Annotated in this window: 11 protein-coding genes; 8 read left to right on the top strand and 3 right to left on the bottom strand. The window is 33.1% G+C overall.

Features of this window, described 5'->3' with window-relative positions; translation table 11 throughout:
• Positions 1–107: 107 nt before the first annotated feature.
• Entirely contained in the window at positions 108–488 is a 381-nt protein-coding gene (locus ACFFGA_RS07150) for a RidA family protein (protein ID WP_386061727.1), read from the top strand.
• Positions 489–692: 204 nt separating this feature from the next.
• Here ACFFGA_RS07150 and ACFFGA_RS07155 read toward each other — a convergent pair whose 3' ends face one another.
• Positions 693–2033 (bottom strand): serine hydrolase, encoded by a 1341-nt coding sequence (locus ACFFGA_RS07155; RefSeq protein WP_386061730.1) that lies wholly within the window; start codon positions 2031–2033, stop codon positions 693–695.
• 164 nt (positions 2034–2197) lie between these two features.
• On the opposite strand from ACFFGA_RS07155, the gene ACFFGA_RS07160 reads away from it, so the two are divergent.
• A complete protein-coding gene (locus ACFFGA_RS07160) occupies positions 2198–2968 on the top strand; it encodes a TIGR02757 family protein (RefSeq protein ID WP_386061733.1) in 771 nt (256 codons plus the stop codon).
• 207 nt (positions 2969–3175) lie between these two features.
• A complete protein-coding gene (locus tag ACFFGA_RS07165; protein ID WP_386061736.1) occupies positions 3176–4663 on the top strand; it encodes a S10 family peptidase in 1488 nt (495 codons plus the stop codon).
• 91 nt (positions 4664–4754) lie between these two features.
• Here ACFFGA_RS07165 and ACFFGA_RS07170 read toward each other — a convergent pair whose 3' ends face one another.
• On the bottom strand, positions 4755–6647 hold the full coding sequence (locus ACFFGA_RS07170; protein ID WP_386061739.1) for a M61 family metallopeptidase: 1893 nt from the start codon (positions 6645–6647) through the stop codon (positions 4755–4757).
• Positions 6648–6731: 84 nt separating this feature from the next.
• Between ACFFGA_RS07170 and ACFFGA_RS07175 the strand changes: the two genes are divergently transcribed.
• From ACFFGA_RS07175 to ACFFGA_RS07195, 5 genes are all read left to right on the top strand, one after another.
• Complete coding sequence (locus ACFFGA_RS07175) at positions 6732–7739, top strand: glycosyltransferase family 2 protein (RefSeq protein WP_386061742.1); 1008 nt, start codon at positions 6732–6734, stop codon at positions 7737–7739.
• Between the two features lie 139 nt (positions 7740–7878).
• Complete coding sequence (locus ACFFGA_RS07180) at positions 7879–9804, top strand: vWA domain-containing protein (protein ID WP_386061745.1); 1926 nt, start codon at positions 7879–7881, stop codon at positions 9802–9804.
• A gap of 89 nt (positions 9805–9893) precedes the next feature.
• Complete coding sequence (locus tag ACFFGA_RS07185; RefSeq protein ID WP_386061748.1) at positions 9894–11147, top strand: dihydroorotase; 1254 nt, start codon at positions 9894–9896, stop codon at positions 11145–11147.
• Positions 11147–11479, top strand: a complete 333-nt coding sequence (locus tag ACFFGA_RS07190) for a magnetosome magnetite crystal formation protein family (RefSeq protein ID WP_386061751.1) — start codon at positions 11147–11149, stop codon at positions 11477–11479. Before ACFFGA_RS07185 ends, ACFFGA_RS07190 begins: the two co-directional genes overlap by 1 nt.
• Positions 11480–11483: 4 nt before the next feature.
• Positions 11484–12128, top strand: coding sequence for an alpha/beta hydrolase (locus ACFFGA_RS07195; RefSeq protein ID WP_386061754.1), 645 nt, complete (start codon positions 11484–11486; stop codon positions 12126–12128).
• On the opposite strand, the gene ACFFGA_RS07200 is transcribed toward ACFFGA_RS07195, so the two are convergent.
• On the bottom strand, positions 12125–12631 hold the full coding sequence (locus tag ACFFGA_RS07200) for a thioredoxin domain-containing protein (RefSeq protein ID WP_386061756.1): 507 nt from the start codon (positions 12629–12631) through the stop codon (positions 12125–12127). The genes ACFFGA_RS07195 and ACFFGA_RS07200 overlap by 4 nt on opposite strands.
• Positions 12632–12633 lie beyond the last annotated feature (2 nt).

Consider the following 12633-nt stretch of genomic DNA (forward strand, 5'->3'; position numbering starts at 1 on the left):
ACAGTCTCTTTTTTTATATCTATTGGTAACCATTCTTGAAATAATTCTTTTAAATTTGGTGTATTGTCTAACCTCTAAAAAGATTCCTGCTTTCGCAGTAAGTAAACATGAAAAAAATAATAAACACACCTCATGCTCCTGCGCCAATTGGTCCCTATAACCAAGCCGTTTTATCTGGAAACACATTATACACTTCTGGACAGATTGCCTTGCATCCAGAAACCATGGAACTGATTACAGATACCATTGAAGCGGAAACCAAGCAAGTAATGGAAAACATGAAAGCCGTTTTAGCTGCTGCAGATTTGACTTTTGAAAATGTCATAAAAACATCCATTTTTATTAGCGACATGAACAACTTTGCAAAAATCAATGCCGTTTATGGAGAGTATTTTAATGAAGCCACAGCACCAGCCAGAGAAACCGTTGAAGTGGCCAACTTGCCTAAGTTTGTAAATGTTGAAATTAGTATGATTGCTGTAAAATAGAAAAGCGACCTGTTCTTAAACAAGCCGCTTAACTCTATTAATCAATACAACTAAAAACTATGTTGCCTTTTATATATAACAACTGAGTTGGTAATTTCCCTAATACTTTAATTAAATATTTTTTTGAGGATTGTGTTTATTGTTGAAAATTACAAGTATGCTTAGCGTATTTGTATATGTTTAGCACGTTATTGGCAACAGTATTTATTCTTTTGTCCCATAATATTGTTCAGCTCCATTTGAAAGGAATATCTTCATCTTTCCACCATCATTGGATGGGATGAATTCAGCCTTGGCAGGAAAGTCCTTTACCCTAAATTTGGTTTTTGTATTAGCAGATAGTTCATCTGCAGGTCCACCAGCAAAGGAAATAAAAAGTACCAAACCTTTACGAGATATAGTTACTATGAATCCTTTATCCATTTTATAATTTCCTACGTAAGAATCAAGTAATTCTGCATCTAGCTTAACCTTTGAGTCTTCGTAAATTACAGATGCAACATCAAATGCAATTTTATTCGTATTGATACTATTTATATCACTAATATTAGAAAATACTAAAATTAATAAATCATCTTCTGGAAAATATAGGTCGGAAGTTGAATACCCAAAGATGAAACCATTGTGAAATACAGAAAGCTTCCCGAACTTTTTATCGGTATAAAAACCATATCCATAATTTGATAGCTGTTCATTATTTACATTATATGGTTGCCATGCTTTATAAAGTGATTCTTTTGAAATAATTTTAAATTGAGTGAGTCCCTCATACCATTTTGCTAAATCTGCAGCGGTACTATGAATGCCACCTGGTCCTTTGGATTGACTATATGAATGTGGTCTGTGTAGAACGAAGTCATTATTTTTCGTTTCATAACCTTTCGGTTTGTTAACTATGCTTTGACCATCTTTACCAAAGAAAGTATTTGACATATTTAATGGTTCGAAAATATTATTTCTAATATATTCTTCATATGTTTTTCCAGAAACTTTTTCTATAATATAACCCAGTAGTATATAATTCATATTTACATACGAGTGCTTCGTATTAGGTACGAAATCTAATGAATCCTGTTTAAAATAGTTAATTACGTTAATGCTATTTTCAAACTGCTTACTAGCCTCATTTTCAGCCCAACTTATATTTGTATGTCTTTTTATTCCTGAAGTATGGGTTAGTAAATTTTCAATAGTGATAATGTTATCTTGAGTTGGAAATTCTGGTATGAATTTTCTAACATCATCAGTTAGCTCAAGTTGTCCTCTTTCGGCTAATTGTAAAATACTAATAGCTGTAAACTCTTTACTAACACTGCCTATATCATAAACCGAGTTTATTTCAAGTTTAATATTTGATTCTATATCGGAATTTCCAAAAGCTTTTTGATAAAGTACTTCAGATTTCTTTTTGATGAATATTTCAACACCAGGTTTGTCATTCCAAGATTGGATTGCCATTAAACTATCAATGGATTTTTCAATATTTTGACTTTGAAGAATATTAAAAAAGAATATTGCTAAAATTACATAATAGAATCGTTCCATTTTATTTTGTTTTAATTGTTGCTAAAGCTATGATATGACGTTGTTTTAATGACATATATATCAAACGTTAAGCAAGTTAACTTTTTATAAAGATAATAGCTATACGTAGAACTACGTAATCTTAAACAAAAGATGGCTTATTTTTGCTAAAACTATTCTTAGCATTGAAACTCAAAAAAGCAGAACTTAAAGATTTCCTAGACGAAAAAGTAAAACTATACAATAACCCAAAGTTTATTGACAGCGATCCTATACAAGTGCCTCATGAATTTTCTAAAAAAGAGGATATTGAGATTGCAGCTTTCTTAACCGCAACTATAGCTTGGGGAAATCGTAAAAGTATTATCAACAATGCCAATCGCATGATGGATTTGCTAGACCACTCCCCTTTTGAGTTTGTAACCCAACACCAAGATGCAGACCTAGACCGTTTTGATGGTTTTGTTCACAGAACATTTAATAGTGAAGATTTAAAGCAGTTTATGAAGAGTCTGCAACATATTTACAAAACACATCAAAGCTTAGAAATGGTTTTTTCAAAATATGCTGCGCAAAATTCTTTGCAACATAGTATTCATGAGTTCAAAAAGTTGTTTTTTGACATACCACATTTAGAGCGTAGTAAAAAGCATGTGAGTGATCCGCTTAAAAATTCAGCAGCCAAACGTATTAATATGTATCTCCGTTGGATGGTACGCAATGACAATGCTGGTGTAGATTTTGGCATTTGGAAAAGTCTCTCGCCTGCTCAACTCAGCTGTCCTTTGGATGTACATTCTGGCAATGTGGCGCGGAAACTAGGTTTACTAAAACGCAAACAAAATGATGGTAAAGCCCTAGCGGAATTGGACACTAACCTTAGAAAATTAGACCCAAGTGATCCTGTAAAATATGATTTTGCATTATTTGGTTTGGGAGTTTTTGAAGGGTTTTAAATTCCTGTGAAGACAGGAACCTTATTCTTAACAGTGAATTTATATATAATTAAGAATAACAAGTATTATTTATATCTTTAATTTTTATAAAAGATCCTGAAACAAGTTCAGGATGACAAGCCAAAGGTATTGGACATTTATTTTAAAAACCGTTGTCATGCTGAACTCGTTTCAGCATCTGGTATCTCAAAAAAACAGATTAAAAACATGAAACTAAAACTAACATTACTTCTACTAGCTTTTATAAGCCTTAGTTTTTCCCAAGATTTAAAAATTCCCACAGACACATCATACGTAAGTAATGGTACGGTAACCATAAAAGGAAAGCAAATTAATTACAAAGCAGAAACGGGTTTTCAACCGGTTTGGGACAGTGAAGGCAACATTATAGCATCATTATATTATACCTATTACAAACGCACTAATGACAGTAAAGGCAACAACAGACCAATTATTTATTCCTTTAATGGTGGTCCTGGTTCTGCTTCCGTTTGGATGCACATTGCCTATACTGGTCCAAAGATTTTAAAAATTGATGATGAAGGTCATCCTGTACAACCTTATGGAGTAAAGGATAATCCAAATTCTATTTTGGATGTGGCTGACATTGTGTTTATAAATCCAGTAAATACAGGTTACTCAAGAAAAGTAGCAGGTAAAGACGGAAAAATGCCAGACGATAAACTCTTTTTTGGTGTTAATGCAGATATCAAATACCTAGCTGGTTGGATGAATACTTTTACCACGCGTCATAACCGTTGGGAATCTCCAAAATATATTATTGGCGAAAGCTATGGTGGCACACGAGTTATGGGTTTATCCTTAGAGCTTCAAAACAGCCAATGGATGTATCTCAATGGTGTTATATTGGTCTCACCTGCGGATTATAAAGTGTTGCGTGTTGGTGGTCCTTTGTCGTCGAGTTTAAATTTACCGTACTATACTGCTGCTGCTTGGTATCATAAAATGTTAGCGCCAGAATTGCAATCCAAAGATTTATTAGAAATTTTACCTGAAGCAGAAAACTTTGCCATCAATGATTTAATGCCAGCTCTTGCCAAAGGTGGTTTTATTGGCGAAACAGAAAAGAATGCTATTGCAAAACAGATGAGTTACTATTCAGGCTTATCCACCAAAGTGATTTTACAACAAAACCTCGATGTTCCTAATCGCTTTTTTTGGAAAGAATTGTTACGTGATAAAACAGGTGAAACAATAGGAAGATTAGACTCTAGATATATCGGAATTGACAAGGTTGAAACTGGCACAAGTCCGGATTACAGCGCTGAACTTACCTCTTGGCTGCATTCATTTACTCCTGCGATTAACTATTACATTCAGAATGAATTAGGCTTTAAAACCGATGTAAAATACAATGTGTTTGGCAATGTTGGTAACTGGGACAGAACTAATGATGATACCCGAGAAGATTTAAGGCAAGCTATGGCACAAAATCCATACCTTAAAGTATTAACCCAATCTGGTTATTATGATGGTGCTACGACGTATTTCTCGGCAAAATACTCGCAATGGCAAGTTGACCCAAGCGGAAAGATGAAAGACCGTTTTTCGTTTAAGGGTTATCGAAGTGGACACATGATGTATTTACGTAATGAGGATTTAATTAAAGCTAATGATGATTTAAGGGAATTTATTGAAAGTTCTCTACCTAGAGGGAAGTCCGCTAAGTATTAGTTTAATAATTATATCCTGAAACAAGTTCAGGATGAAAAATAAAAAAGGCTTCCAAAATGGAAGCCTTAAATAATATCAATAGATAATAATCTTAGCCTTTTAACCAAGCAACTCTAACTTCTTTTTGTGCTTCAGTTGCATTAGGATCTTCAATTATAGATTCGCTCTTCGCTGTAGCTTTTGTCAATGTTCCTTTTAAAATTATAGTTTCACCATTACGTTCTAAATCCATACTAAATTCCTGACCTTCTTGCCATGAGAACATACCTCCTATAACTTGTTGTGCATTTTGAAGTGTTAATTCTGCTCCATTTACTTTCTTAATAACATCACCTGCTTGCACACCTTGAGATGCCCAAAATGAATTCTTTAAAGCCATTGGTGAAAAGAAAATAGTGCCTTTCGCTTGGTCTCCATCAAAAATAATGTTTTGTCCACCTGCGAAAATGTAATTTGTTGGCACTTCAGATTCACCCATTGTTAAACCAACCATTTCAAAAAATTCGTTGTAATTAATTGGTATATCTCCTTCTACATGAGTCTTTAAAAATTCACCAACACTTGGGTAAGTCATTGCAGTAATCTCAGCAATAATTTTGTCGTCTTCAAATGGTTTTTCTTTACCATATTTAGCCGATAATTCTTTCATTAAAGACAGCATACTACGGTTTCCATCGCTTTCTTTTCGCATTAAAATATCAATACACATACCTATTAAAGCGCCTTTCATATAAACGTTATAATAGTTAGATGCATAAGGCTCTTCTAAAACATTTTCGCTCATTATTGTGAAGCTCATAGCATCATCCATACGCTTAGAAGTATCTATTTTACTCTTAATAGTGTTGTAAAATGCGTCTGGTTCTATCAACCCTTCATAAACTTGAAAATGTTGTGCAAAATATTCTGTTACACCTTCGTACATCCATAAATGCTTAGAAAATGTTGGTTTGTTATAATCAAAATAGTGAACATCTTCAGAATGTACAGATAATGGAGTTACAATATGAAAAAACTCATGTGCAACCACATCTATAATTGACGCAGCCAACCCTTCCTTACTTGAAGATTCTGGTAAAACAACTACCGTAGATGTATGATGCTCTAAAGCTCCCATACCTTTTGGAGCAGTATCGCTACCATCTGACAAATACAGGTAAATATCGTAACGCGCAGTACTATTAACATCACCAAGATATTCCTTCTGAGCCTGCATCATTTTATAAACGGTTTCCTTTTGGCTTGCAGCTGTATGTACTTTGTTTGGAGAATATACACTTAATACAATCTTGATATCTCCAACCATAAATTCTTCAACATCCAATTTACCATACATCATTGGGTTATCGGTAATATCAAAATAACGTTGTGCGAAATAGCTGCTTGTAATAGATTTTCCATCTGCACTAGATTTCATGCCTTTATCTTCTAAAGCCGAAGTTCTTACAAATGTTGCTGGCGCAGTAACATCTAAAGCATATTGGTTGTTCTTTAAAGAATCAAAATAACCAATAAAACCGTGTAAGTTAAGTACATAATTATCTTCTTCAATATTAGTTCCAGCAGGTGAAAATGGATTTTCTCCGCCTATACCACCAGAAGATTCAATATCAAACGTATCATTTACATAATACACAAGCTTATCTAGTTTAGTAGCATCAGAAATGGTCCAAGTATTTGTATCTACCTTAGACACTTCTAGCTCATTTCCTTTATAATCCAAGGCTTTAAAATCATCGACGTATCTACCAAAATCACTAACTGAATATGTTCCTTGAACTACTCTTGGCAATCTATAAGTTACGGTTTCTGTAGTAAAACGACCAGGATTTATAGTAACTGGTACTTTATCATCTACAACTGCTGTTAAATCTAAAGCAGTCTCAATAGGATTACTTACAGCTAAATCATCTACTTTTGGTTTTGCTGAACCACAGCCTACCAAAATTACACTTAAGCCAAGAATGGCTAAATAATTCTTCATGTTTTTGTGTTTAGTTTTTTCTTTGACGCACAAATCTACAATCTGTTACTACTTAATTTCTAAAGGTTTTGTTAAATTCGTGCCATGTCGCAACCACTCGTAAGCATATTAGTTCCATTTAAGAATACCGAAGCGTTTATTAATGAATGTATCGATTCAATTATAAACCAGACTTACACCAATTGGGAAGCGATTGTTATTGATGATTCGTCCACTGATAAATCTAATAGTATTGTTGAAGATTATTCCCAAAAAGATACGCGAATTAGACTTTTTAAAAACAAAGGACAAGGTATAATTAATGCACTACAGACCGCTTTTAGTCTGTGTCATGGCGACTATATCACCAGAATGGACAGTGATGATATTATGACACCCAACCGACTTGAAGTGATGGTTAACAATCTTCTAAAACACGGAAAACATCATCTTGCTGTTGGTCAGGTAAAATACTTTAGGGCTGATGGTGTTAGCGATGGCTATGCACGTTATGAACGTTGGATAAATGCTTTGACCAAAACAGGTAGCAATTATTCTGAAATCTATAAAGAATGTGTGATTCCTTCTCCATGTTGGATGCTACATCGTGATGATTTTATAGCATGTGAAGGTTTTAAACCTAATCGCTATCCAGAAGATTACGATCTTACTTTTCGTTTTTATAGAGCGGGTTTTAAATGCATTCCTTGTAACGAAGTGTTACTTCAATGGCGCGATTATAGTACACGAACCTCAAGAACTCACGAGCATTATGCCATTAATTACTTTTTGGATATAAAAGTACATTACTTTTTAGAGCTTGATTATGACTCCAACCGACCATTAACCATTTGGGGAGCTGGCAATAAAGGAAAAACGGTTGCTAAACTATTGATTGAAAATAAAATTCCGTTTTACTGGATTTGCGATAATGAGAAAAAAATAGGTAAACACATTTACGAACAAGAACTTTATAATTTCAATTATTTGGAACAACTTCATAAACCTCAGAGTATTGTTACCGTTGCCAATGCTAACGAACAGGAAGAGATTAGGACGTATTTTAAAGAACAGCAAATGCAATCTATGATTGATTATTTCTTTTTCTGTTAAATTTCTCAAAAGCTAAATACTGTTATCGTTTTGCATTTTCTATATTTGATGTTTAAGATTTAAAAGCTTAATATGTAAATACTGGCACATTGAGTTTAGCTTTTTAATTCACTCTAATTAAATAATTTTAAAATCAGGAATGCATTTTAAACACCCAGAATTACTTTACGCCTTATTTTTACTGGTCATTCCTATTCTTATTCATTTATTTCAGCTACGTCGCTTTCAGAAAGTACAATTTACCAATGTAAAGTTTCTAAAGGCAGTGGAAATGCAAACACGCAAAAGTTCGCAATTAAAGAAGTGGTTGACACTCCTTTCTCGTATGCTGCTATTGGCATGTGCTATTATTGCTTTTGCGCAGCCTTATATTCCAAATACTGAAAACTTTAATGAAGTTCAGGAAACGGTTATTTATTTAGACAATTCTTATAGCATGCAAGCTAATGGTAAAAATGGTACGCTTTTAAATGAAGCCATTCAGGATATCATCAATACATTACCAGAAGATGAGCAAATAAGTTTGTTTACTAATACTAAAACCTTCAGAAACACTAGCCTTAAAGCATTAAAGAATGATTTAATTCAATTAGAATATTCTCCAACCCAACTTAATTATGATGCTGCTTTTCTAAAAGGACAAGAGCTGTTTTCTAAAAATACTACAGCAACCAAAAATTTAATTTTAGTATCGGATTTTCAACAGAAAGACAACCCTTTAAGCTTTGAAACTGATAGCATTGTGCAGTTAAATTTGGTGCAACCTAAATCTTCTTTAGTAGCAAATGTAAGCATTGATAGCGTCTATGTAGAGAACACAACAGCAGAAACCTTAATTTTAAAGGTGAAACTCTCTAACCAAGGTGAAGCCGTTGAGAATGTTACAATATCATTGTTTAACGATGATGCCTTATTGGCAAAAAGTGCTGTAGATATTAATAATGAAGCCGAAACTACATTTAGCATTCCAAACAATGCCGTTATTAATGGCAAGCTTGTAATTGATGATGCAGGCTTACAATACGATAACACGTTTTATTTTAATGTTAATACAAGACCAAAAATCAAAGTATTGGCTATTAATGAAACTGCTGAAGATAACTTCTTAAAACGCATCTACACAGATGATGAATTTGAGTATCAAAGTTTTAAGCTAAATGCTTTAAATTTTAGTTTAATTCCAGACCAAAATTTAATTATTATTAACGAATTGAAAACCATTTCTAATGCCTTAAGAAATGCGCTTTATAAGTTTTGGATGGATGGTGGACATGTTGTAATTATTCCTTCAAGTGATGCTGAATTAAGTACCTATTCACTTTTGTTTAAAGATATCAAGACTTCAGCTTTAAGTACTTTAAGCACCAACCCAAAACGAATTACTTCTATTAATTATAATCATCCGCTTTTAGCTAATGCGTTTTATTCTAAAGTGACCAACTTTCAGTATCCTAAAGTTGAAACAGCTTATCGTTTTACCTCAAATAGTAATGCCGTTTTATCCTTTGAAGATGGTTCAGCCTTTTTAAGTGGAATTGATAATGCCTATGTGTTTGCTTCAGCATTAAATAAAGCGAATACAAATTTTAAAAATTCACCTTTAATTGTTCCTGTGCTTTATAATATTGGTAAGCAGAGTTTAAAATTGCCTCAACTCTATTATACCATTGGTCAACCCAACAGTATTGCTATAAATGCAACATTAGATCAAGATGATATTTTAACCTTATCCTCTGGTGAAACGTCGGTAATCCCGCTTCAAAAAACCTATAGTAAAACTGTTGTGTTAGAAACTGAAGATTACCCTGAAACAGCAGGAATACTAAACGTTAAGAACAAGACACAAATCTTACAAAATCTTAGTTTTAACCATAACAGAACGGAAAGCAATCTTAGTTACTATGATTTACAATCTGTTAGTAATGTATCTATAAATAATAGCTTGGCTAGTACTATTGATAATATAAAAAGTAACACAAATGTTAATGCGCTATGGAAATGGTTTGTTATTTTTGCACTGGTGTTTTTAGTAGTAGAGATATTGCTCTTAAAATATTTGAAATAAGATTACACTGTAATTTGACATTAAGATATTAGTTATTAAGTTAATGTGTACTGTCTTAATAACTCAATAACCTATAACATAGGAAAAAAATGAACGCACTCATAAAATCTGCCACTATCGTTGATTCTAAAAGTGATTTTCACAATGAAACGGTTGATATTTTAATTGAAAAAGGCCGCATTGCCAAGATTTCTAAACGCATTTCCAATCCTAATAATTACAGAGAAATAAAATTAGACAACCTCCATGTTTCTCAAGGTTGGTTTGATAGTAGTGTGTCTTTTGGAGAACCAGGCTATGAAGAGCGAGAAACCATTGACAACGGATTAAAAACTGCTGCACAATCTGGTTTTACAGCTGTTGCGCTGAATCCAAATTCTAATCCTGTAATAGATAGTTATGCAGATATTACGTTTGTAAAATCTAAAGCTCAAAACAAAGCCACTAGCCTCTATCCTATTGGTGCATTGACACAATCTAGCAAAAGTGAAGACTTAGCGGAACTTTTTGATATGAAGAATGCTGGAGCTGTAGCATTCTATGATTACCAAAAACCCATTTCTAATCCTAACCTTATGAAAATTGCCTTGCAGTACGCTAGTAATTTTGATGGTTTGGTATGCTCGTTTCCTCAAGAATCAAAAATTTCAGGTCATGGTGTGGTTAATGAACATATTAATAGTACACGTTTAGGCTTAAAAGGAAATCCAGCCTTAGCAGAAGAATTGCAAGTAGCAAGAGATTTATTCTTGCTAGAATATACAGAAGGTAAACTTCATATTCCGACAATATCAACAGCAAAATCAGTAGAACTGATAAGAGCTGCCAAAGCAAAAAAGCTTGATGTAACTTGTAGTGTGGCTATCCATAATTTACTCTTAACAGATGAAAGTTTAAATGGTTTTGACACCAGATACAAAGTGTTACCACCATTACGAACGCAACAAGATTGTGATGCTTTAATTGAAGGCTTAAAAGATGGTACAATTGATATGGTTACCACAGACCACAATCCAATAGATATTGAAGATAAAAAAGTAGAATTTGATTTTGCCAAATACGGAACAATTGGGTTAGAATCTGCATTTGGAGCACTTCAAACGCTATTTACCACGAAAAAAACAGTGGCTTTATTAACTCAAGGAAAATCTAGATTTGGCATTAAAGAGACAACCACTAATGAAGGTGAAGTAGCGAATTTAAGTCTGTTTAATCCAGATTCAGAATATCAGTTTGGTAAATCTAATATCACTTCGCGATCAAAAAACAGCGCCTTTTTAGGCTTAGACTTAAAAGGTGAAACTTATGGCATAATTGCTAATAATAAAATTGCTTTAAAATAATGAATCAGAAGACTATAGAAGAAGGCAAAACCTTAGGTTTAGTTGCTTATTTAACTTTATTTGGTACATTGATTGCCTTTTTTATGAATCAAGATAAAAAAAACACATTTACTTCTTTTCACATTAGGCAAGCTCTAGGTTTAGGCTTACTTTACATTATGATAGCCTTTGTGGTAAGTAGTCTAGATAGTATGATGGTAAGCATGTCTTTCTGGATATTTTTCTCTGTACTGTATTTATACGGTATTTATAGTGCTATTACTGGCAAAGCAAACAAAATTCCGCTTTTAGGAGACATTTTTCAAAACCTATTTAAATCTATCGGACAGTAATTAAATGAATAATTTACACTACATAACCAGACCTTCTGTACTAAAAGAGAATGCACCATTGTTAATAATGTGCCATGGTTATGGTAGCGATGAAAATGATTTATTTTCATTTGCTTCAGAATTACCAGAAGAACTCTTCATCATTTCTTTAAGAGCACCTTATGCTATGCAACCTTATGGCAATGCATGGTATGCCATTAATTTTGATGCTGAAAAAGGAAAATGGAACGACAATGAACAAGCCAAACAATCGGTTGATAAGATTGCTAACTTTATAGATTATGCTTGTGCTACTTATCCTGTAAATTCAGATAACGTTACACTTTTGGGTTTTAGTCAAGGTACTATTTTAAGTTATGCTGTAGCCCTAAATTACCCAAACAAAGTAAAGAACGTTGTTGCGCTTAGCGGTTATATTAGTGAAGAAATCTTACCAGACACAATAGAAAGTGATGAGGTTTCCCATTTGAATTTTTTCTGTTCGCATGGCTCTGTTGACCAAGTGATACCTGTAGATTGGGCTAGAAAAACACCAGATTTCCTAAAAGCTTTAGAGATAAATCATGAGTACAAAGAATATCCTGTAGGTCATGGCGTGGCTCCGCAGAATTTTTATGATTTTAAGGATTGGTTGGTAAAGTATATTTAATTGAATTTCGGGTACATAAAGTATTCTACTAGCTTATACTTTAAATCATTATTCTCATCAATTTCATAAGTGACAAAAATTTCGCCCCAATGTACACCATCGGTAAAGTTGGCAACAATCCATCTATGATTTAAAATTCTAATTTTATTAATCAGTAATTTAGAATCGGTCATAGACACAAAAGGCACAATTGGGTGTTCTTCACCTTCATAATCATTCATATTATACAACCCTTCAGTGATTGCCGAAATCAATTTATCTGCATCATAGCCTTGAGCAATAAAATAATCTAATGCATTGTCGTTTCTATCAATATTAAAATAGTTGAGTTCAAAATTTTGCTCTTCTAAGGCTGCAATAGTTTTTTCTTGAGCATCCATTGTTGTTTTATACTTTCTAATATCTACCTCGTACTTATCAATGATATTTTTTGAGTTAACATATTGAAAAATAATCAGTAGCACTGAAAAAATAAATAAATACATAAAAATTCTACTCTTCATAT

Origin of the sequence: Winogradskyella pulchriflava (assembly GCF_042434315.1) — a bacterium.
Taxonomy (GTDB): Bacteria; Bacteroidota; Bacteroidia; order Flavobacteriales; family Flavobacteriaceae; genus Winogradskyella; species Winogradskyella pulchriflava.